The organism is Amycolatopsis sp. NPDC004747, from assembly GCF_053601335.1.
This window is the reverse complement of sequence record NZ_JBSGBQ010000008.1, coordinates 347,582-367,233: the sequence shown is the minus strand read 5'-3', so window position 1 is coordinate 367,233 and position 19,652 is coordinate 347,582. Positions and strand designations below refer to the sequence as shown.

At 71.3% G+C, this 19,652-nt stretch carries 18 protein-coding genes; 10 read left to right on the top strand and 8 right to left on the bottom strand.

The window, feature by feature from the left end; all coding sequences use genetic code 11:
* Nucleotides 1-593: 593 nt before the first annotated feature.
* The 3 genes from ACWEGE_RS15955 to ACWEGE_RS15945 all read right to left on the bottom strand — a co-directional run bounded on the left by ACWEGE_RS15955 (nucleotide 594) and on the right by ACWEGE_RS15945 (nucleotide 3,611).
* Nucleotides 594-2,144 carry a glycoside hydrolase family 13 protein gene (locus ACWEGE_RS15955; RefSeq protein WP_449661177.1) on the bottom strand — a complete coding sequence of 517 codons (1,551 nt, stop codon included), beginning with the start codon at nucleotides 2,142-2,144 and terminating at the stop codon, nucleotides 594-596.
* Nucleotides 2,141-2,524: a globin gene (locus ACWEGE_RS15950; protein ID WP_449661186.1), complete on the bottom strand. Its 384-nt coding sequence runs from the start codon at nucleotides 2,522-2,524 to the stop codon at nucleotides 2,141-2,143. The genes ACWEGE_RS15955 and ACWEGE_RS15950 overlap by 4 nt, the downstream gene beginning before the upstream one ends.
* A gap of 100 nt (nucleotides 2,525-2,624) precedes the next feature.
* Entirely contained in the window at nucleotides 2,625-3,611 is a 987-nt protein-coding gene (locus ACWEGE_RS15945) for a mechanosensitive ion channel family protein (RefSeq protein WP_449661176.1), read from the bottom strand.
* A 358-nt stretch (nucleotides 3,612-3,969) separates the two neighbouring features.
* Here ACWEGE_RS15945 and ACWEGE_RS15940 point away from each other — a divergent pair, with 358 nt between their 5' ends.
* Nucleotides 3,970-4,467, top strand: coding sequence for an HNH endonuclease (locus ACWEGE_RS15940; protein WP_013228590.1), 498 nt, complete (start codon nucleotides 3,970-3,972; stop codon nucleotides 4,465-4,467).
* A gap of 203 nt (nucleotides 4,468-4,670) precedes the next feature.
* Here ACWEGE_RS15940 and ACWEGE_RS15935 read toward each other — a convergent pair whose 3' ends face one another.
* Nucleotides 4,671-5,042 carry a hypothetical protein gene (locus ACWEGE_RS15935; protein ID WP_310972136.1) on the bottom strand — a complete coding sequence of 124 codons (372 nt, stop codon included), beginning with the start codon at nucleotides 5,040-5,042 and terminating at the stop codon, nucleotides 4,671-4,673.
* Nucleotides 5,043-5,320: 278 nt separating this feature from the next.
* Here ACWEGE_RS15935 and ctaJ point away from each other — a divergent pair, with 278 nt between their 5' ends.
* A complete protein-coding gene (ctaJ, locus tag ACWEGE_RS15930) occupies nucleotides 5,321-5,575 on the top strand; it encodes an aa3-type cytochrome oxidase subunit CtaJ (RefSeq protein ID WP_449661175.1) in 255 nt (84 codons plus the stop codon).
* Nucleotides 5,562-6,050, top strand: coding sequence for a DUF5130 family protein (locus tag ACWEGE_RS15925; protein WP_449661174.1), 489 nt, complete (start codon nucleotides 5,562-5,564; stop codon nucleotides 6,048-6,050). The genes ctaJ and ACWEGE_RS15925 overlap by 14 nt, the downstream gene beginning before the upstream one ends.
* 419 nt (nucleotides 6,051-6,469) lie before the next feature.
* Here the strand turns inward: ACWEGE_RS15925 and pepN are convergent, their stop codons facing one another.
* Complete coding sequence (pepN, locus tag ACWEGE_RS15920; protein ID WP_449661185.1) at nucleotides 6,470-9,037, bottom strand: aminopeptidase N; 2,568 nt, start codon at nucleotides 9,035-9,037, stop codon at nucleotides 6,470-6,472.
* Nucleotides 9,038-9,191: 154 nt separating this feature from the next.
* Between pepN and ACWEGE_RS15915 the strand changes: the two genes are divergently transcribed.
* Nucleotides 9,192-9,812, top strand: a complete 621-nt coding sequence (locus ACWEGE_RS15915; RefSeq protein ID WP_449661173.1) for a mycothiol-dependent nitroreductase Rv2466c family protein — start codon at nucleotides 9,192-9,194, stop codon at nucleotides 9,810-9,812.
* 64 nt (nucleotides 9,813-9,876) lie between these two features.
* Here the strand turns inward: ACWEGE_RS15915 and ACWEGE_RS15910 are convergent, their stop codons facing one another.
* Both ACWEGE_RS15910 and ACWEGE_RS15905 read right to left on the bottom strand, forming a co-directional pair.
* Nucleotides 9,877-10,686, bottom strand: coding sequence for an MBL fold metallo-hydrolase (locus ACWEGE_RS15910; protein WP_449661172.1), 810 nt, complete (start codon nucleotides 10,684-10,686; stop codon nucleotides 9,877-9,879).
* The gene (locus ACWEGE_RS15905) at nucleotides 10,683-11,405 is read right to left on the bottom strand and encodes a 2-phosphosulfolactate phosphatase (RefSeq protein WP_449661171.1); all 723 of its coding nucleotides are present in this window, start codon (nucleotides 11,403-11,405) and stop codon (nucleotides 10,683-10,685) included. Before ACWEGE_RS15905 ends, ACWEGE_RS15910 begins: the two co-directional genes overlap by 4 nt.
* Before the next feature lie 45 nt (nucleotides 11,406-11,450).
* On the opposite strand from ACWEGE_RS15905, the gene ACWEGE_RS15900 reads away from it, so the two are divergent.
* Nucleotides 11,451-11,924, top strand: coding sequence for a ribose-5-phosphate isomerase (locus tag ACWEGE_RS15900; RefSeq protein WP_310972143.1), 474 nt, complete (start codon nucleotides 11,451-11,453; stop codon nucleotides 11,922-11,924).
* Nucleotides 11,924-12,733, top strand: coding sequence for an Fpg/Nei family DNA glycosylase (locus tag ACWEGE_RS15895; RefSeq protein WP_449661170.1), 810 nt, complete (start codon nucleotides 11,924-11,926; stop codon nucleotides 12,731-12,733). The genes ACWEGE_RS15900 and ACWEGE_RS15895 overlap by 1 nt, the downstream gene beginning before the upstream one ends.
* Nucleotides 12,734-12,786: 53 nt before the next feature.
* Here ACWEGE_RS15895 and ACWEGE_RS15890 read toward each other — a convergent pair whose 3' ends face one another.
* Entirely contained in the window at nucleotides 12,787-13,602 is an 816-nt protein-coding gene (locus tag ACWEGE_RS15890; RefSeq protein ID WP_449661169.1) for a hypothetical protein, read from the bottom strand.
* Between the two features lie 145 nt (nucleotides 13,603-13,747).
* On the opposite strand from ACWEGE_RS15890, the gene ACWEGE_RS15885 reads away from it, so the two are divergent.
* The 4 genes from ACWEGE_RS15885 (at nucleotide 13,748) to ACWEGE_RS15870 (ending at nucleotide 19,389) form a co-directional block, all read left to right on the top strand.
* A complete protein-coding gene (locus tag ACWEGE_RS15885; protein ID WP_449661168.1) occupies nucleotides 13,748-14,623 on the top strand; it encodes a TIGR03619 family F420-dependent LLM class oxidoreductase in 876 nt (291 codons plus the stop codon).
* Nucleotides 14,624-14,628: 5 nt separating this feature from the next.
* Nucleotides 14,629-15,075 carry a nuclear transport factor 2 family protein gene (locus ACWEGE_RS15880; RefSeq protein ID WP_449661167.1) on the top strand — a complete coding sequence of 149 codons (447 nt, stop codon included), beginning with the start codon at nucleotides 14,629-14,631 and terminating at the stop codon, nucleotides 15,073-15,075.
* Between the two features lie 263 nt (nucleotides 15,076-15,338).
* A complete protein-coding gene (locus tag ACWEGE_RS15875; protein WP_449661166.1) occupies nucleotides 15,339-15,647 on the top strand; it encodes a hypothetical protein in 309 nt (102 codons plus the stop codon).
* Nucleotides 15,648-16,626: 979 nt separating this feature from the next.
* The gene (locus ACWEGE_RS15870; protein WP_449661165.1) at nucleotides 16,627-19,389 is read left to right on the top strand and encodes an AAA family ATPase; all 2,763 of its coding nucleotides are present in this window, start codon (nucleotides 16,627-16,629) and stop codon (nucleotides 19,387-19,389) included.
* Nucleotides 19,390-19,652 lie beyond the last annotated feature (263 nt).

Below are 19,652 nucleotides of genomic sequence, written 5' to 3'. Positions count from 1 at the left end.
CCTAACCGACGCCATCACACGGCCGGTGGTGCCGGGTCAAGGCACGCTTTCCCGCCTTGACCCGGCACCACCGGCCGTAGTGACAATCAGACTTCGGGGTGGTGGGCACCACGCCCCACCCAGGTCAGCCACACCCTGGGCGGTGACCAGCCAACAGACCGCAGGGTCATCAGGGAGCACCGCAGCAGCGATCGACTCCACCGCAAACTCCCCGCCCTCCCTGGGGGCTGCCCCCGCTTCCAGCGTATCGGCAGCAACCGACAGAAAATGCGCACACGACGGGTTCCACCGGCAGTTGTCCACACCCCGCGCCGGTTGTGGAAGGTGACCTCAGACGAGCCCAGGCGGCCTTGCCTAGACCCGGCGTCGGTTGTGGAAGGCGACCTCAGACGAGCCCTGGCGGCCTTGCCCACACCTGGCGCCGGTTGTGGAAGGCGGCCTCAGACGAGCCCTGGCGGCCTTGCCCACACCTGGCGCCGGTCGTGCAAGGCGACCTCAGACCAGCCAGGCGGGCCTTGTCCACACAAGGCGTCGCGGCCTCAGGCGAGCCAGGCGGCCCCGTCCACACCCGGCATCCGCGGTGAAAGGCAGCCTCAGACCAGCCAGGCAGCCGAATCCGCGGGCAGCTTCCCCTCCACCAGCGGGCTGCTCGACAACAGCACCTCACCCGGCGGCAGCGCAATCGGTGAGGCGGACGTGTTCAACGCACAAACCAGCCCACCCCCGCGCCGCCGGAACGCGAAACACCCCGCCGGGGCGCCGTACCACTCCAGCTCGTCGCCATTGAAGGCCGAGTGGGTCTTCCGGAGCTCGATCGCCGCGCGGTACAGCGAAAGCGTCGAATCCGCGTCCTCGATCTGCTTCTCCACCGTGAGCTCCGCCCACGAAGCCGGCATCGGCAGCCACGTGCGCGGGTTCCGCGAGAACCCGAACGGCGGCAGGTCGCCCTCCCACGGCAGCGGGACCCGTGCGACGTCCCTGCCGAACTCGGCGCCGCTCGTCTTCGCCCGCGGGTCGGCCATGTCCGACGGGGCCAGCTCGACGTTCGCCAGCCCCAGCTCTTCGCCGTTGTACAGGTACACCGCGCCCGGCAGCGCCAGCTCGACCAGCGCCATCGCCCGCGCGCGGCGCACGCCCGCCGCGCCGCCGCCGTAGCGGCTGACCTGGCGCCAGACGTCGTGGTTGCCCAGCGTCCAGGTCGCCGGGGCGCCTGTGCGGGCCGGGACCGCCAGGGACCGCTCGATGGCCGTGCGCATGGCGTCGGCGTCGAAGTGGGTCAGCACCAGCCGGAAGTTGAACGCCAGGTGCAGCTCGTCGGGCCGCAGGTAGCGCGACAGGCGCTCCTCGTCGGTCACCCAGATCTCGCCGACCGCCATCGCGTCCGGGAACTCGTCGAGCACCTTGCGGATCATCTGGTGGATCTCGTGGACGCCGTCGTGGTCCCAGCGCGGGTCGTAGTAGTGGCTCGGCCCCAGCGCGTTCGCGCGCGGGTCCATGTCCGGCAGGCCGGGCGGCTTGGCCATGCCGTGCGCGACGTCGATGCGGAAGCCGTCGACGCCGCGTTCGAGCCAGAACCGCAGCGTGCGTTCGAGGTCGGCGGCGACCTCCGGGTTGGCCCAGTTCAGGTCCGGCTGCTGCGGCGCGAACAGGTGCAGGTACCACTGGCCGTCCGGCACCCGGGTCCAGGCCGGGCCGCCGAACGCGCTGACCCAGTTGTTGGGCGGGTCTTCGCCCTTCGGGCCGACCCCGTCGCGGAAGACGTACCGGTCGCGCTCCGGGCTGCCCGGCTTGGCGGCCATCGCCGACTTGAACCAGGCGTGCTGGTTGCTGGTGTGGTTGGGGACCACGTCGACGGTGACCTTGATGCCGCGCTTGTGCGCCTCGGTGAGCAGCACGTCGAAGTCGCCGAGGGTGCCGAACATCGGGTCGACGTCCCGCGGGTCGGCGATGTCGTAGCCGTGGTCGGCCATCGGCGAGCGGTAGAACGGGGTCAGCCACAGCGCGTCGACGCCCAGCAGCTCAAGGTAACCGAGCCTGGAGTGGATGCCCTCCAGGTCTCCGACGCCGTCACCGTCCGAATCGGCGAACGAACGCACGTAGACCTGGTAGAAGACGGCATCGCGCCACCAGGCTCCCTGGCTCATACGAAGCTGTTCATCATGCTGTGCGCAGCCATCTCCAGGTAGGCCCAGAGCTGCCCGCGGTACGGCTCTTCGAGGTTCTCCTCGTCGACGGCGATCCGGATGCACCGCAGCCAGGCGTCCCGCTCGATCGGCCCGATCTTGAACGGCGCGTGCCGCATCCGCAGCCTCGGGTGCCCGCGCTGGTCGGAGTAGGTGTGCGGGCCGCCCCAGTACTGGATGAGGAACAGCCGGAACCGCTCTTCGGCGGGCCCGAGGTCCTCCTCGGGGTAGAGGGGACGCAGGACCTCGTCTCGCGCGACCTCTTCGTAGAACCGCCCGACGATCCGGCGGAACGTCGGTTCGCCGCCGACCGCTTCGTAGAGGTTCGCCGGTTCGCTCACTGCAGACACGCCTTCCATTTTGCCCTTGGGGTGCGGGTTCCCGACGCCCGGTCCGCCCGGTACCGGTTCGTCGCGAACCCGCTCCCCAGCGTAACGGCGCCTACTTCCCGGCGGCCGGGGCCGCGGGCGGGAACAGCCGGCCGAGCGGCGGGTCGAAGCCGGCCTCCTCCAGGGCCGACAGCAGCTGCGCGCGCAACGCCCGCTGCACCGCCCACTGCTTGCCCGGCCGGACCTTCACCGTCAGCCTGAGGGAGAGACCTTCCGGTGTGACGCTTTCCACACCCAGCATCTCCGGGGGCTCGAGGACGTTGTCCTTCAGCGCGTCGCCTTCGGTGGCCGTCAGTGCCGCGTCCGCGAGCACCGTCGTGGCGCGCTCGACGTCGGCGGTGTAGCCGAGGGGGACGTCGACGACCGCCACCGCGAAGCCCTGGCTCGAGTTGCCGACGCGCAGGACCTCGCCGTTGCGGACGTACCAGACCGTGCCCTTGACGTCACGCAGCGTCGTGATCCGCAGGCCCACGGACTCGACCGTGCCGGACGCCTCGCCGACGTCGACGACGTCGCCGACGCCGTACTGGTCCTCGACCATCATGAAGATCCCGGACAGGAAGTCCTTGACCAGGTTCTGCGCGCCGAAGCCGATCGCGACGCCGATGATGCCCGCCGACGCGATGATCGGGCCCAGGTCGAGGCCGAGTTCGCCCAGCACGAGGATGAACGCCAGGCCGTAGATCAGGAACGTCGCCATCGACTTCAGCACCGAGCCGATGGTCATCGCGCGCTGGCGGCGCCGTTCGATGATCGCGGAGCCGAGCACCTCCGGCGCGCGCTCGCGCAGGGGGCGCAGCATCGACGGGAGCTTGCCGCCCGACTTCGGCAGGGTCGTGACGCGGTTGATCAGCCTTCTGACCAGCAGGCGGACCAGGAACGCGATCACGATGATCATGAGGATCTTGATCGGCTTGGTGATCAGCCAGTTCGCCGAACCCGCCAGCCACTCGTTGCCCGTGACCTGGAACACCTGGTGGCAGAAGGTGCTCAAGTCGTCGATGCACGGCGTCTTGGCGGAGGTGAGCGCGGGGAACACGGGGTCTTGTTCATCCTTCCGATCGGGTCGGCCGCCCCAACGGCAAGTGGATGTTGGGTCGCGCGGATGTGACACGTCTTGTAACACACGTGCGCTGGGGGCCTGTTCTGTGGTCGACTATGCCTACGCCCCTGGAGGTGGTCGAGTGCCAGACCGACAACCCAGCCCCCGCGGCGCCTCCGGCCAAGCCACGGCCGACGAGGCGCCAGAGGTGGTTCTGCGTGCCTATCCGGGGGGTTCCGCATCCGGCGGAACCGTCCCGGCCGGGCCGGGGACCCGCCCAGGGGGAGTGACCCGCCCGCCCGGACAGCGTAGTAGAGGCCGGGATCCGGCTGCCCCGGCCTGGGGCCGGCGCCGGGTGCTCCTGCTCAACGCCACCTTCGAGCCGCTGACGGCGCTGCCGCTGCGGCGCGCTGTGGTGCTCGTGATGTGCGGCAAGGCCGAAGTGGTCCACGGTGACCCCGGCGGGATCGAGCTGCATTCGGCGAAGGTTTCGCTGCCGGTGCCCTCGGTGATCCGCCTCAGCACGTACGTGCGCGTACCGTATCGCGCTCAGGTGCCGCTGACCCGTGCGGGGCTCATGCACCGCGACCGGTACCGCTGCGCCTACTGCGGGGGGCGGGCCGAGACGATCGACCACGTGATCCCGCGCAGCCGGGGTGGCCCCCACAGCTGGACCAACTGCGTCGCCTGCTGCGCCAAGTGCAACCACCGCAAGGCGGACCGGCTGCTCTCGGAGATCGGCTGGCGGCTGCGGATCGTCCCGCGCGCCCCGCACGGCCCGCACTGGCGGCTGCTCGCGCACTCCAAGGAGGCCGATCCGCTCTGGCGGCCGTATCTCGGCTCCGCCGCCTGAGCTGCAGTGGTGCGGGTGGCGGAGCTGCCGGTTCGGGGCGAAGCCCCCACTGCTTGACCCGCTGACGACCGGGTGGCGGCGCTGCTGTCCCGGGCGCCGGACACCCCCGGACAAGCCGGCGCCCCGGCTGCCTTGCGGCGGCCGGGGCGAGCCGGGTGCTTGCGCGAGGTGCTCAGGTAGTGCGCGCGGCCCTGGAGTACGGGTCAGGCAGCGAGCGCGTAGTCGCTCTGGCAGGTGACGCGGGTGCCCATGGTGACGCGAGTGCCGCGGGTGACCCGGGTGCCTCGCGTGACGCGGGTGCCGCAGGTGACTCGCGTGCCGGCCGTCACACGCGTGCCCATCGTGACGCGGGTGCCGCGCGTGACCCGGGTCCCTCGGGTGACTCGCGTGCCCGCCGTCACCCGGGTGCCCATGGTGACCCGGGTTCCCGCCGTCACTCGTGTACCCCGAGTGACGCGTGTACCCCGGGTAACCCTTGTGCCCGCCGTCACACGCGTCCCGGGCACGAATTCGATCTCGCTGAGTGACGAAGTGGTCTCGGTGATCGCCTGTGCGGGCGTCTGGACGCTGTTCATGGCAAGGCCTCCTGGGACCGGTGCGTTACCTGCTGGGGCTGGGGAGCGGGGCGCAAGGCCCGTACAGGTGAAAAAGCTACGAGGATTTCAAGGCCCCGACAAGACGACAGCGGCGGGTGCGGCCGCCTGTACGTTGAGTTGCAACCTTTCGGCCCGACGGTCTTCGCCCCAACGTTCCAGTGACCGCGAGCCAAGCGGCGGACGGCAGTCGGCTTACGACGAACGGTCGAGTGCGCCGCGCGCGGTGGGTGCGGAGGTCATCCGATACGCTCACCGCCGTGAACGTTGTCGAGACGATCGTGGTCTTCGCCGTGATCCCGCTGGCCATCTACGGCCTCGCCGGGCTGCTGACGCTCCGGCGCAGGTCCGGCGGTGCCCAGCGGCACCGGTCCGGCCAGGCGTGGGAGTACCCGGCCATGTGGTGGAGCGCCAACCCCGAAGGGGCGGGCACCGGCCACCGGCACGCCGCCACCGAGAACAGCGCGCCCGAGGGCGCCCCGACCGCGGCGGGAGGCGCTCGTGGCAACTGGTGAGCTGACGAAGCGCGTCGACGAGTCCGAGCTGGGCTACGGCGAGGCCCTGATGGCCACCGGACGGGTGTCCGCGGCCAAGATGTACGAGCCGGAGGCGCCGTCCGGGCCGTTCAACACGCGGCAGCTGGCGCGCCTCGACGAGGCGCTGACGTTCGCTTCGCGGGAGACCGGCCTGGACTTCAGCCTGTACCTCGGGGAGCTCGGGACGGACAGCCGCGCGGCGGCGGAGAAGCTGCACGCGACGACGGCGGACCCGGCGAACGCGGTGCTGATCGCGGTCTCGCCGGGGGAGCGGTTGATCGAGATCGTCACCGGCAAGGTGGCCCACCTGCGGCTTCCGGACCGGGGTGCCAAGCTGGCCGTGGCGAGCATGGTGGCGTCGTTCAAGGAGGGCGACCTGGTGCGGGGGCTGGTCAATGGGCTGGTCAACGCGCTGCGGATGCTTTCGGATCAGGCTGGGCCTGCTCCTCGGTGATTTGGGCCAGGTTGGGCCTGCTCCTCGGTGAGTTTGCTGGGCCTGCTCCTCGGTGAGCTGGGATCGGGTTGGGCCTCTGCCTCGGTGAGTTTTGGTACTGGAAGAGCCCCGCGCCTCTGGGTGCGGGGCTCTTTTTGTGTTGTCCACAGTGTTGGCTTGATGTGGATAACCGGGGCCTTGAGGGTGGTTTTGGGGGTGTTCTGTCGGGGGCGGCCGATACGCTGGAAGCGGGGGCAGCCCCCAGGGAGGGCGGGTTGTGGCGGGGCGGTGTTTCGCTCTGCCGGAGTGCAGGCTGCCGGATTGAGGTCTGCCGTGGCTTCCCCGCCGGCCCGAACGCCGCTGAGGCGGCTGCGTATCGGGTCGGCAGGGGGTGTGGCCGGAGGGCGAGCCGTGCCGGAGCACGGCCCGCCCTCAAAAAATCAAGCCTGCGCGTCGAAGTCCCGCGCCGCCAACGCGCGCACGATCCCCGCGCGTCCCTCCGACACCAGCCGGCGCAATGCCTGCGGGTGGTCGCCCTTCAGCCACTCGTCCGAGGCCGTCACCGTCTCGGGTGCCACCGCCCATGACGGGTACAAGCCGATTGCGATCGGCTGGGCGCGCTCGCTGGAGCGCCTCTGCCAGACCTCGTCGATGACCTCGAAGTACCTGGCCACGTACGACCCCAGCAGTGCCTTCTGGCCCGGGTGGGAGAAGCCCGAGATCAACGAGTCGCTGACCGCGTTGGGGATCTCGTCGTCGTACACCGCGCGGTGCCAGGCGTCCGCCTTGGCCTCGTCCGTCGGGCGCAGGGCGCGGGCGCGCTCTGCCTGGCGGCGGCCGGTTGCCGTGTTGTCGCGGGACAGCTCTGCGTCGATCTGGTCCGCGTCCGCCCTCCCGTGGGCCACCAGTGCGTGCAGGAGGCGCCAGCGCAGGTCCGTGTCCACCGTCAGGCCCTCGAGCGGCGCCGAGCCGTCCAGCCAGCCCGCCAGCACGTCCAGGGTGGCCGCGTCCAGCACCGATCCGGACAGGGAGTTCACGAACGCCAGCTGGTGGTCCGACCCCGGCTCCGCGTCGCGGACCAGCTCCAGGAGGCGCCCGGTGAAGGCCGGCCAGCCCGTGGCCGCCGCCCACTGCTGTTCCGCGTACGAGTTCAGCGCCGTCTGGGCCTGCAGCAGGAGGCGCTGGACCACGCCGACCTCGGTCTCCGTGTGGATTCCGCGCTGGACCAGCGTCACGAAGTCGCGGGCCTTCAGCTCCGCCTCACGCGTCATCTCCCACGCCGCCGACCAGCAGAGCGTTCGCGGCAGGGGCTCGGTGATGTCCGCGATGCGGTCGATCAACGTCGTCAGGGACGCCGGGTCGAGGCGCATCGTGCAGTACGTCAGGTCGTCGTCGTTGACCAGGACCAGTTTGCCCGCGGGGCGGCCGACCAGGTCCGGCACCTCGGTGCGCTCGCCGTCGACGTCCAGCTCGACGCGCTGGGTCCGGACGATCTTGCCCGCCGCGTCCTCGTCGTAGACACCCACGGCCACGCGGTGCGTGCGCAGCTCGCCGGCGCCCGGCTTCGCGCCCGACTGCACGACCGCGAACGACGTGAACGTCCCGTCCGCGCCGATCTCGTAGCGCGGGCTCAGCGAGTTCAGCCCGGTGGTCTCCAGCCACTGCGCGCTCCACCACGACAGGTCGCGGCCGGACGCCTCCTCCAGCGCGCCCAGCAGGTCGGCCAGCGTCGCGTTGCCCCAGGCGTGCTTGCCGAAGTACACCTTCAGGCCGTCGAGGAAGTGCTCCAGCCCGACGTAGGCGACGAGCTGCTTGAGCACGCTCGCGCCCTTGGCGTAGGTGATGCCGTCGAAGTTGACCTCGACCGCGTGCAGGTCGACGATGTCGGCCGCGATCGGGTGCGTCGAGGGCAGCTGGTCCTGCCGGTAGGCCCACGACTTCTCGATGTTCGCGAAGCTGGTCCACGCGTTCTTGTACTCGGTCGCCTCGGCCTGGGCCAGGACGCTCGCGAAGGTCGCGAACGACTCGTTCAGCCACAGGTCGTCCCACCAGCGCATGGTGACCAGGTCGCCGAACCACATGTGCGCCATCTCGTGCAGCAGCGTCTCGGCGCGCCGCTCGTAGGCGTAGCGGGTGACGCGGCTGCGGAAGACGTAGTCCTCCAGGAACGTCACCGCGCCGGCGTTCTCCATCGCGCCCGCGTTGAACTCCGGCACGAACAGCTGGTCGTACTTCGAGAACGGGTAGGGCGTGCCGAACTTCTCGTGGTAGAAGCCGAAGCCCTGCTTGGTCTCGGTGAACAGGCGGTCGGCGTCCATGTGCTCGGCCAGCGACGCGCGGCAGTAGATGCCCAGCGGGATGGTCTTGTGGTCGTCGGTGTACTCGTCACGCCACTCGGCGTACGGGCCGGCCACCAGCGCCACGAGGTAGGTCGAGATCCGCTCGGACTCCTTGAACACCGTCCGGACGGCGCCTTCCGGTGTCTCCTCCGTGGATTCCACGATGGCGTTGGAGACGACCTTCCAGTCCTTCGGCGCGATCACCGTGAGCCGGTAGACCGACTTCAGGTCGGGCTGGTCGAAGCAGGCGAACATGCGCTTGGCGTCCGCCGTCTCGAACTGCGTGTACAGGTAGACGCCGTCGTCGACCGGGTCGACGAACCGGTGCAGGCCTTCACCGGTGTTCATGTACCGGCAGTCGGCGGTGACCGTGAGCTCGTTGGTCTCGGCCAGCCCGGCCAGCGCGATGCCCTTGTCCTCGACATACGCGCTGACGTCGACGTCCGCGCCGTTCAGGGTGGCCGAGTGCACGCGGTCGGCGATGATGTCGACCCACGTCGATTCGCCGGCCCGGGCGCTGGAGAACCGGACGGTCGTCGTCGACGCGAAGGTCTTCTCCCCGGGTCCGCCGTGGCCGTCGGTCAGATCGAGCTCGATGTCGTAACCGGTGACGTCGAGCAGATCCGCGCGCAGCTTGGCTTGGTCGCGGGTCAGGTTGGGGGCGGGCACAGGCACCTCTGGTCGTTGGTATCGGTTTTCAACTCCCCGCATCCAATCATGGGGACGGGGTGGCGGGCGATAAGGGAACAACCCCGCGTTTCCCGGTGTTGGCCCGTCCTGTGGGGGTGTGCCCCATCTCGAGACGTGACACAGGAGTGCCCCGATGACCGCTGCCGAGCAGCCCACGAAGGTCGACTTCTACTTCGACCCGATCTGCCCGTTCGCGTGGATCACCTCGCGCTGGATCCTGGAGGTGGAGAAGCACCGCAACCTGGACCTGCGCTTCCGGATCATGAGCCTTTCGGTGCTGAACGAGGGCCGGGACGAGCTGCCCGAGCAGTACAAGGAGCTGCTGGCCAAGGGCTGGGGCCCGGTGCGCGCGGCCGTGGCGCTTTCGCAGCTCAAGGGCGAGGAGCTGCTGCGCGAGTACTACACCGAGTTCGGCACCCGCTACCACAACCAGGGCGTCAAGGACTACGACACGGTCATCAAGGAGGCCCTGGCCGCGATCGGCGCGCCCGCCGAGCTGGCCGAGGCCGCGCACTCGACCGAGTACGACGAGGCGCTGAAGAAGAGCCACCACGAGGGCATGGACCCGGTCGGCCAGGACGTCGGCACCCCGACGATCCACATCGACGGCGTGGCGTTCTTCGGCCCGGTCCTGAGCTCCATCCCGCGCGGCGAAGACGCGCTGAAGGTGTTCGACGGCGCGGTGGCCCTGGCGAGCTACCCGGACTTCTTCGAGCTCAAGCGCACCCGGACGGGCGAGCTCAACTTCGACTAGGGGGTCGGGGCGAAGGGGGCGGTGGCGCAGAGGGCCACCGCCCCCTTTCGTGCGGAAAACCCCGTCACGGGGTCGCGAGGGCGGCCAGGGTGACGTCGCTGGGGTAGCGGGACGCGGCCACGGCGGCCACCTCGGTCGTCTCGCCGCGGCCGACGCCCGCCTTCAGGGTGATCAGCTCGTGCAGGCCGTCGCGGTGGTAACGGACGAACCCGGCGTCGACCGGGTCGCCGTGGCCGGGGACCACGACCCGGGGTTCCAGCGCGAGGATGGTGTCGAACGCGGCCGGCCAGGCGGTCAGGTCGCTCTCGTCGCTGAACGAGAACTCGCTGAACCCGGCTTCCGCGTGCTCGACGACGTCGCCGCCGAAGACGACCGCCGCGTCCGGGACGTGCACCACGACGTCGTGGCCGGTGTGGGCGCGGCCGGGGTGCAGCAGGACCGCCGTGCGGCCGCCGAGGTCGAGTTCGACGCGGTCGGTGAACGTGTGGTCGGGGCCGGTGATGGTGGTGCGGGCGATCGCGTCGGCGATCTCCGGTTTGCCCTCCGCGCGGTAGTGGGCGACCCACTTGGCGCGCACGGCCTCCGGGTCCGTCCCCAGCTCGGCCGCGCAGCCCTCGTGCGCCCAGACCTCGCACGGCAGGAACGCCTCGGTGCCCCAGGCGTGGTCGAAGTGCGCGTGCGTGTACACCACGGCCCACGGCAGCGGCGTGCGCTCCCGGACCGCCGCGGCGAGCTCGGCCCCCTGTTCGAGGTCGCCGCGGGTGTCGACGACCAGGCAGCGCTCGGTGCCCACCACCAGCCCGACGGTCAGGTCCAGCTCCTCGTAGCGGCGCGCGTGCACGCCGTCGGCGACCTCGATCCAGCGGCCGGTCATGTCAGCACTCCTTCGATCAGGACGGGAGCGGCGTCGCTCACGTCGGTTCGGCCGGCCAGGACGACGTCGTCGCCGTGGCCGGATTCGCTCAGTTCGCGCCCCGACACGCAGGTCGCCAGCGCCGTGACGTCGACGGACCGCGCGGCGAGCGCCGCTTCGGCGGACAGCGAGCGGCCGAGGCGGGCCAGCGCGGCGGCGATCGCCCCGGCCCCCACCTGGTCCTCGACGCAGGGCCGCAGCGGCCCGGAGGTTTCGCCGTCACCGAAGATGTTCACCCCCCAGCGTTCCCCCGCCGCGATCAACCCGATCGGGCCACCCAGCTCGGCGGCCTTCGCCGCGATGGCGGAGGCGTTGCGCAGGCAGCCCACGAGGACGTGCGCGCCGGTGGCCGCGGCGGCGTCGCAAAGCGTGGCGCCGTTGGGCGAGGGGAGCGCGAGCAGGGTCCCCGGCGGGATTTCCGTCACAGAAGACGGCCGCAGCGTGAAGCCGCCCTCGCCCGCGATCACCGCCCCGGCCGCCCGCGCCCGGGCGATGCCGCGTTCGTCGCGCCACCGGACCGGCAGCACGCGGCCGCCGCGGCCGATCACGAGATCCGTGGTGGTGCCGAAGGAAAGCACGTCGACGACCACCAGCACCGCGCATTCGCGGCCCAGGGCGGCCACCCCTTCGGCGCCCCATTCGAGCCGCACGTCGCTGCCGGTCTGCTCCCAGATCCCCACCCCCGGAGCATGCCCGAAACCGGCCCTGGTGGCAGACTCGCAGCCGTGCGCGTCTACTTGGGATCCGACCACGCCGGTTTCGAGCTGAAGAACCACCTGGTGGCTCACCTGGAGAAGCAGGGCCACGAGGTGACCGACATCGGTCCGCACGTCTACGACGCGGCCGACGACTACCCGGCGTTCTGCGTCGAGACGGCGCTGCGCGTGGTGGCCGACGAGGGCAGCCGCGGCATCGTCGTCGGCGGCTCCGGCAACGGCGAGCAGATCGCCGCCAACAAGGTGCCCGGTGCCCGCGCCGGACTGGCCTGGAGCGTCGAAACCGCGAAGCTGTGCCGGGAGCACAACCACGCCCAGCTGATCGGCGTCGGCGCCCGGATGCACACCGCCGAGGAGGCGGTCGAGATCGTCGAGGCCTTCCTGGCGACCGAGGTCTCGCCGGAGGAGCGGCACGCGCGGCGCGTGCAGCAGCTGCTGGACTACGAGCGCACCGGGACCCCGCCGGCGTTGCCGGAGGCCTGATGCCCGAGGGGCACACGCTCCACCGGCTCGCGCGGCTGCACAAGCGCCGGTACGCCGGGGCGCCGGTCGAGGTGAGCAGCCCGCAGGGCCGGTTCGCCGCCGAAGCGTCCCGTTTGGACGGTCAGCTGTTCGTCGGCGCCGAGGCGTACGGGAAGCACCTCTTCCACGACTACGGCCCGCACGGGATCGTGCACATCCACCTGGGCCTCTACGGCACCTTCGGCGAGTCCCCGCTGCCCGCGCCCGAGCCGGTGGGCCAGGTCCGGCTGCGGCTGGCCGGCCGGACACATTGGACGGACCTGCGCGGGCCCACCCGGTGCGAGCTGCTGGACCCCGCCCAGGCCGAGGCGATCAAGGCCCGGCTCGGTCCCGACCCGCTGCGCCGCGACGCGAAACCGGAACTGGCCTGGGCGCGCATCTCGCGGTCGAAGACCTCGATCGCGGCGCTGCTGATGGACCAGGCGGTGCTCGCCGGTGTCGGCAACGTCTACCGCGCCGAGGTGCTGTTCCGCCACGGCGTCGCACCGCTGACGCCGGGCCGCGCGCTGGACCGCGCGTTGTGGGACGACATGTGGGCCGACCTGGTGACCCTGATGCGCGACGGCGTCCGCGTCGGCCGCATCGACACCGTCCGCCCGGAGCACCTGCCGGAGGCGATGGGCCGCGCGGCCCGGGTGGACCGCCACGGCGGCGAGGTCTACGTCTACCGGCGGGCCGGCGAGCCCTGCCTGGTGTGCGGGACGCCGGTGGCGAACTCGGAGCTGGTGGGCCGCAACCTCTACTGGTGCCCGAAGTGCCAGCTGCCCTGAAAACGCCGTGAGCGGCCCGTTCGGGTGAACGAGCCGCTCGTGGACGTCGGGGGTCAGAAGTCGAAGCCGCCGCCGTCGAAGCCTCCGCCGTCGAAACCGCCTCCGTCGAAACCGCCGCCGCCCCAGTCGCCGCCGCCGTCTCCCCCGAAGTCGCCCCCGCCGTCACCGCCGAAGTCTCCGCCGTCGCCGCCCATGTCGCCGGACTCGAGGGCGTCCTGCTGGCCCGCGTCGTAGCCGGACTCCCAGGCCGAGGCGCTCGCGATGCCGCTCATGCCGGAGAACATCGCGCTGAACAGGAACATCGACCCGAGACCCCAGGCACCGGCGACGAGCGCGGGCTTCCACCACGGCTCGCTGTACCAGCCCTGCGGCACCGGACGGCCCGCGACGCGGCCGCCGGGGTAGTAGTACGGCGTGTCCTGGCCGGCCTCCGGCGAAGCCGCGTAGTGCTGGCCCTCGACGTCGACCTCGCGGCGCTCGGTGACCTTGCCGGCACGCTCGCGTTCGGCCTCCTCCGGCAGCTGCGGGCCCGGGTCCAGGCCCATCGCGGTGCGCGCGGCGCGGACGTAGTAGAGGCCCTCGATGGCGGTCTCCTTGACCAGCCGGGCCTGCTCGATCGTGCGGGCCTGCTCCATCTGCGAGCCCGCCGCGTTGTAGCGCTCGGCGGCGTCGGCCATCGCCTGCTGCGACGCGGTGTCCGTGCCGTTGAGGTTGAGTACCTGGCCGCCGAGCCGCTCGACCAGGCGCCGGGCGTCGGCCTTGGCGTCGTCCAGCTCCCGCTGCCGGGCCGCGGCGCGCTGCCGCGAGAAATAGAGGCCGCCACCGACGATCACGACGACGAGCACGATCAGGAAGATCGCGGTGCCCATGGACCACTCCCAGAAGTTCGGGGCTCGGTGACCGGTGGTCACCTTTGAAACGGACAACGCGGACGCTACGCGGTGGGTTCCCGGAGGGTGACCGGGCCCACCGCGAGACCTGGCCGAGGAAACTAGAACACGTTATAGTTCGGTCATGAAGTTCACCCTGTCGATCGCGATGAACCCCCTCGATCAGCTGGGCGAGCTCGCCCGGGCCGCCGAAGAGGCCGGCTTTGCCTCCATTGCCCTGCCCGACTCGCTCTTCTACGCCGAAACGGTGGACACGGACTACCCGTACACCCCCGACGGCAGCCGGTTCTGGACCGCGGAGACGCCCTGGGTGGACCCGCTCGTCGCCACCGCGTCGATGGGGGCGGTGACCAGCCGGATCCACTTCTACACGTCGGTGCTCAAGCTCGGCTCCCGCAACCCGGTGCTGCTGGCCCGCCAGGTCGGCTCGGCGAGCGTGCTCACCGGCGGCCGGTTCGGCCTCGGGCTCGGCGTCGGCTGGCTGCCGCAGGAGTTCGAGTACTGCGGGGTGCCGTTCGAGCGGCGCGGCAAGCGCGTCGACGAAGCCATCGACGTCCTGCGGCTCATCCTCGACGGCGGCATGGTCGAGTACCACGGCGAGTTCTACGACTTCGACAAGATCCAGATGAGCCCGGCGCCGCCGTCGCGGGTGCCGTTCTACATCGGCGGCCACACCGAAGTCGCGCTGAAGCGCGCCGCGCGGGTCGCCGACGGCTGGTCGTCCGCGATGATGAAGCTCGAGGACCTGCGCTCCACCATCGCCCGGCTGAAGGAGCTGCTGGCCGAGCAGGGCCGCGCCGACGTCCCCTTCGAGTACCAGGCGGTCTGCATCGACGCCTTCGGCCTGGACGGCTACCGCGCGCAGGCCGAAGCCGGCGTCACCGACGTCATCACCATGCCGTGGGTGTTCGACGGCGTCGGGTTCGACGCGCCGGTCGAGCCGAAGCTGGCGGCGATCCGCAAGTTCGGGACCGAGATCATCGCGAAGTTCGAGGAGTGACTCCCATGGGCGTGCAGGTCAGCTGGGACACGGCGGCGGAGCAGCCGCCGGCGCGGCGCGCGGCGTTCGCGTCGATGACGGCGGTGACGGCGGGTGACAAGGAGGGCTGGCTGGCCCTGTTCGCCCCGGACGCGGTGGTCGAGGACCCGGTCGGCCCGTCGTTCTTCGACGAGGCGGGCAAGGGCCACCACGGCCGCGAAGGGATCAGCGCGTTCTGGGACAAGACGATCGCGAACGTCGAGCGCTTCGAATTCACCATCCGCGACTCCCACGCGGGCGGCGACGAGGTGGCCAACGTCGGCACGATCACGACGTTCCTGGCGGGCGGCTACCGCGTCGACACCGACGGCGTGTTCGTCTACCGCGTCGGCGAGGACGGGCTGATCCGGTCGGTGCGGGCGTTCTGGGAGACCGAGCGCGCGATGGCGACCGCGCGCCAGGTGACGCAGTAGCGCCGGCGTATTCCGGTTGCGGCGGGCCCGCGGGGGTGCTCCGGCACCCGCCGCGGGCCCGCGCCGCTTTTCCGGCCGGCCGGGTACCCGGCCAGCAAGGTATGGCTACCTCTACCTCCCAGGGGGACCTGAGCGGATTGTCCCGGTGCTCGCCGCCACGCAGACTGGGCTGGTAGCGGGGCCCGGGTGAGATCCGGTTCCCATCCTCGGAGGGGGCGGAGATGCGCGTACGAGGAACATCCACCCGGGCCGGGGGGACCGCGGTGGGCCGGGGGATCGTGGCGAGCCTGCTCGCCGGGGGCGCGTTGCTGGCCGTCGCCGGCTGCAACCACCTCGCCGACATCGGCTGCGAAAAGAAGACGTGCCACTACGACGTGAGCAGTGGCGGGAAAGTCGAGATCGGCGGGCACGAGCTGGCGGTGCAGAAGGTGGGCCACAACTCGGTGACCCTCCTGTCGAACGGGGTCAGCGTTTCCCTGGTCCAGGGACTCGACGTCGATTTCCTCGGCTACCACCTCCGCCTCGGCCAGATCGACGGCGGTGCGGCGAACCTGGAGGTCACCAAGAACTGAGCCGGAGGTGGTGCGCGCCAGGGTGGTGTGCGCGCTACCGGGTCACTGGGGGCCCGGCCGCTTCACTGGTACACCGCGGCCTTTCCACGTCGTCGCCGAGGGTTCACGGCGGCGTGTGAATTGCTCCTTTTTCGGATGTGGCGCTTGTTGCTGGGGTGCCTGCGGTTCGGAAGAAAGGAAAAACGTGGTCCAGTTCATGGTTTGCGCCGGTATTGCGCGAAGGGCGGCCGCCGAATCGGCCGCCGCGCACGGAGCCGGTTGGTGCGACGACGGCGGGGGCGTCGAGGTGGGGGTGACCACCGGGGGACGCCCGCGGCCCGTTGTCGTGCCGATGTCCGGTTTCCGGGTGCGCCCGTGATGGTGGCCGCCCGACGGGCCCGTCCAGGGCGGGCGCCGCCGGTCAGCAGGGGTTCGTCGATCACCCGCGTGGGGGAAGTGGAACGTCGGGGATCGGTGCGTCGTCCTCGGGTGGGGCCGGCGCTTCCGGGATCCGGGTACCCCCATCGCGACGCCGATTTCGCCGCGTATGTCCGATCTCACCGTATCGGTGTGTCCAGGTCCGGGCCGGGTCGTCGGCTTTCGCGGATATCCGCTTTCCCGTATCCATTAACGGCTTCGCCGCGTCGAGAGTGCAGTTGGACGGCAATCCTGTTGCCTCTTGACCGATCCTCGCCGCATCTGGGTAAAGTGTCTGCTGTAGTGATCCGGGCAGGGTGACCGGGAATCGACGACGATGCTGGGGGCAGCAAGATGGTCGTGCGTACGGGTGGACATGGGTGGATTCGGTCCTAGCAGTCCTGCTGGGCCGATGTGTTTTCCGAAGCGGTGACGAGGCCGCTGTTTTGTTCCGGGCAGGGCCGCGGGGGTCCTGCTTGCCGGGATTCCGGGCGGCGTTTCGACGCGTCGTGTTGATCTTCAACATGCGTTGAATTCGCGGCAGTTCCGGAACCACGGGTAAACGGTTAACTGGGGGCAGTTGATGATTCTCATCGAGCGTGAAGAAAATCTGGCCAGACTGAGGGAATGCCTCGTGGAGCGGCCGCCAGGCCGGGGGCAGGTCGTGGTCGTGGCCGGCGCGCCCGCCACGGGCAAGACGACGTTGCTGCGCACGATCAGCAAGGAAATCCTCGAGCAGGACATGATCCTGCACACCGCGACCGCGTCCGCGGCCGAGCAGGACCGCCCGCTGGGGGTGCTGCGCCAGCTGTTCCCGGGACTGTTCCCCGGCGACCCGGCCGGGGTGCCGAGCCGGCGCGACGACTGGCAGCCGATCTTCGACCTGCTCGCCCGGGAAGCCGCGCAGCGGCCCGTGGTGGTCACCGTCGACGACGCGCAGCACACCGACCCCGCTTCGCTGGACGGCCTGCTGTACCTGGTCCGGCGGCTGGGGTCGCTGCCGGTGCTGGTGGTGCTCAACGAATCCGTCGGCGCGTTCGCGCTGCCGGCCGGCTTCCGCGTCGAGCTGCTGCGCCAGCCCTGGGTCACCCGGATGCGGCTCGGCCTGATCTCCGCCGACGGGGTGGCGTCCCTGCTGGACGCGGAGGACGGCCTGGGCGTCTCGGCCGACGCCGCCACGCTCGAAGCGATGACCGGCGGGAACCCGCTGCTCGTGCGCGCGCTGATCGAGGACGCGGCGGTCCAGGGAAAGCTCACCGGGCAGGGTGAGGCGTTCGAGCACGCGGTCCTCTCCTGCCTGTTCGCCGGCGGCCACGAGACGGCCGAAGTGGCGCAGGCCCTCGCCGTGCTCGGCTCGGCCGCCTCGCCGGTCACCGTGGCCGGCCTGGTCGACCTCCCGATCGAGACCGTCGCCAGGGCGGTGCGCCTGCTCACCGAGTCGGGGCTCGTCCTCGACGGACGGCTGCGGCACCCCTCGCTGTGCTGCGCGGTCCTGCAGCGCGTCGACCCGGCGCGGCGGGCCGCTCTGCACACCCGCGCCGCGCAGGTGCTGTACGACGAAGGGCACGACGTGCGGTCGGTCGCGAGCCACGTCGTCCCGAGCGACCTGGAGCGCGCCTCCTGGATGGTGTCGGTCCTGGTGCGCGCGGCGGCGACCGCGCGGGCGGGCGGGGACTGCGAGTTCGCGCTGCGCTGCGTGGAGCGGGCGCTGGACGTCGCCCAGGGCGACCGCGAGCGGAGCGCCCTGCTCGCCGACCGGCTGCGGGTCCAGTGGAGCATCAACCCCAAGTCGGCGAAGCGGCTGCTGAGCGAGGTCGTGGCGGTGGCGCTCGCCGGCCACCTCGGCCCGGCGGACATCGCCGGCCTGGTGCGGTGCCTGGCGTGGTTCGGGCGCATGGACGAAGCCGGGGAGGTGCTCGCCGTCCTCGGCGGCTCGCTCGATCGGCTCGACGAGCACGAGCTGGCGGAAGTGCGCGCGATCCGCCTCTGGCTGCGGCTGTGGTGCCCGACGCTGCTCGACCGGCTCGGCGACGACCGGCTCTTCCAGCGCACGGCGGTGTCCGGCCGTCCGCTGACGGCCCGGCCGCCCACCGCCGAGCCGCTCAACCCGCTCGGTGCCCACGGCGTCGCCGTGCGCCGGGCCGAGGAGGTCCTCGGCAGCACCACCGCCGTGGGCACCGGTTCCCTGCCCGCGCTCCAGAACGCCTTGCTGACCCTGGTCTACGCGGACCGCGCGGACCTGGCGGCCGGCTGGGCCGACGACCTGATCGCCAAGAGCGCCGGCGCGGCCGCGAGCGAGGCGGTCCTGCTGAACGTGCGCGCGGAAACCGCGTTGCGGATGGGCGAGCCGCACCAGGCGATCCGCTTCGCCGAAGACGCCCTCCACCGGATCTCGCCGGAGGGCTGGGGCGCGGGCATCGGCGCGCCGCTCGCGGTGCTGGTGTGCGCGCACAGCCTCCTGGGCGAGGTCGACGCGGCGGCGGAGTGGCTGGCCCACGAGGTGCCCGACTACCTCTACGAGACGACCTTCGGCCTGATGTACCTGCGGGCCAGGGGCGTGCACCACCTGGCCGTGGGGCGCCCGCGGGCCGCGTTGCGGTCGTTCCTCCAGTGCGGCGAGCTCGCGATGAGCTGGAAGCTGGACCTGCCCGGCATCGTGCCCTGGCGCACCGACGCCGCGAAGGCGTACCTGGAACTGGGGGAACCCGGCCGGGTCGGCCAGCTCGTCCGCGAGCACATCGAGACCCGCGGCGGCGGGTGCCGGGTCCGCGCGACCGGCCTCCGGCTGATGGCGGCGGCCACCGAGGGCAGGCAGGGCCTGATCCTGCTGCGCGAGAGCATCGACCTGGCCGAGGCCGCCCGCGACCGGGCGGAACTGGTCTGCGGGTTGATCGCGCTGGGCGAGCGGTTGTGCGGGGTCGGGGAGCTGGACAAGGCGAGCGCCCTGGTCAACCGGGCGAAGGCGGTCGCCGAGCAACACGGGCTCCGGCCGCTGTCCGAGCGGCTGCTCGACCGGGCCGAGCCGGCGTTCCGGGGCTTCCGGGTGGTGGAGCCCCCGGCGCGGGGCGAAGTGCCGGAGGCCAGGTCGGGGCAGCCCGCCGACGAGCGCATCCCCGAAACCGCCGAAGTGCTGCTCATGCTGTCGGAGGCGGAACGGCGGGTGGCGAACCTGGCCGCGCTGGGCAGCACCAACCGGGAGATCTCGCGGAAGCTGCACATCACGGTGAGCACCGTCGAGCAGCACCTGACCCGCATCTACCGGAAGCTGAAGGTGAAGCGCCGGTCCGACCTGCAGCGGGTGCTGAACACCGACACCGCCGACCTGGCGCTCGCCTCCTGCCGCTGAGGCGGGAGGAGGCGAGCCGGACGCTGCGGCCGAGACGGCCCCGGATCCCTGGATCCGGGGTCGTTCCGGCGCGCCGGGACAACGGTGGGTGCTCGGGTTCCGCCGGTGCCTGCAGTGCCGGGTGCGGTGGAGTTTGTGGGGGTGGTGGTCGGGTGCGGCGGAGCTTCCGGCGCGCTGGGACAACGGTGGGTGCTCGGGTTCCGCCGGTGCCTGCGGTGCCGGGTGCGGTGGAGTTTGTGGGGGTGGTGTCCGGGTGTGGCGGA

Excerpts from the sequence above, each read along its gene's own strand:
- ACWEGE_RS15955 (WP_449661177.1), bottom strand. The coding sequence starts at position 2,144 with ATGAGCCAGGGAGCCTGGTGGCGCGATGCCGTCTTCTACCAGGTCTAC.
- ACWEGE_RS15935 (WP_310972136.1), bottom strand. The coding sequence starts at position 5,042 with ATGAACAGCGTCCAGACGCCCGCACAGGCGATCACCGAGACCACTTCG.
- ACWEGE_RS15915 (WP_449661173.1), top strand. The coding sequence starts at position 9,192 with ATGACCGCTGCCGAGCAGCCCACGAAGGTCGACTTCTACTTCGACCCG.
- ACWEGE_RS15910 (WP_449661172.1), bottom strand. The coding sequence starts at position 10,686 with ATGACCGGCCGCTGGATCGAGGTCGCCGACGGCGTGCACGCGCGCCGC.
- ACWEGE_RS15895 (WP_449661170.1), top strand. The coding sequence starts at position 11,924 with ATGCCCGAGGGGCACACGCTCCACCGGCTCGCGCGGCTGCACAAGCGC.
- ACWEGE_RS15890 (WP_449661169.1), bottom strand. The coding sequence starts at position 13,602 with ATGGGCACCGCGATCTTCCTGATCGTGCTCGTCGTCGTGATCGTCGGT.
- ACWEGE_RS15885 (WP_449661168.1), top strand. The coding sequence starts at position 13,748 with ATGAAGTTCACCCTGTCGATCGCGATGAACCCCCTCGATCAGCTGGGC.
- ACWEGE_RS15880 (WP_449661167.1), top strand. The coding sequence starts at position 14,629 with ATGGGCGTGCAGGTCAGCTGGGACACGGCGGCGGAGCAGCCGCCGGCG.
- ACWEGE_RS15870 (WP_449661165.1), top strand. The coding sequence starts at position 16,627 with ATGATTCTCATCGAGCGTGAAGAAAATCTGGCCAGACTGAGGGAATGC.